Source organism: Pseudomonas sp. 22189, assembly GCF_052045635.1.
In the GTDB taxonomy this organism is placed as follows: domain Bacteria; phylum Pseudomonadota; class Gammaproteobacteria; order Pseudomonadales; family Pseudomonadaceae; genus Aquipseudomonas; species Aquipseudomonas parakoreensis.
In genome coordinates, this window is the sequence record NZ_JBQEPG010000077.1 from 1 (window position 1) to 479 (window position 479).

Sequence of the window (479 nt, forward strand, 5' to 3'; positions counted from 1 at the left end):
AAGAGTCACTCACAAATTTTACCTTAGCCTGATCCGTTACCAGTGAAAGTAACGTTCAGTCTATCTTTCTATCACATACCCAAATTTTTAAAGAACGATCTAATCAAAAGACTAGAAATCAGCATTCACCATCACAGCGATGGAATGCTCATTTCTAAGCTTTCAAACTTCAGAAGCAGTGGTGGTGGAGCCAAGCGGGATCGAACCGCTGACCTCCTGCGTGCAAGGCAGGCGCTCTCCCAGCTGAGCTATGGCCCCGTATTTCTACAGGTTTCCCACACAAAATTGGTGGGTCTGGGCAGATTCGAACTGCCGACCTCACCCTTATCAGGGGTGCGCTCTAACCAACTGAGCTACAGACCCAATTTCGGGCTGCTTCTATCGTCTTCTTCAATGAATCAAGCAATTCGTGTGGGAACTTATGGAGCAGCTGATGTCGTCGATTAAGGAGGTGATCCAGCCGCAGGTTCCCCTACGGC

At 48.4% G+C, this 479-nt stretch carries 2 tRNA genes; both read right to left on the reverse strand.

Going from position 1 to position 479, the window contains the following annotated elements:
• Positions 1 to 182: 182 nt before the first annotated feature.
• A tRNA-Ala gene (locus tag ACTJKS_RS28050) sits at positions 183 to 258 on the reverse strand.
• Positions 259 to 286: 28 nt separating this feature from the next.
• A tRNA-Ile gene (locus tag ACTJKS_RS28055) sits at positions 287 to 363 on the reverse strand.
• Positions 364 to 479: the final 116 nt, after the last annotated feature.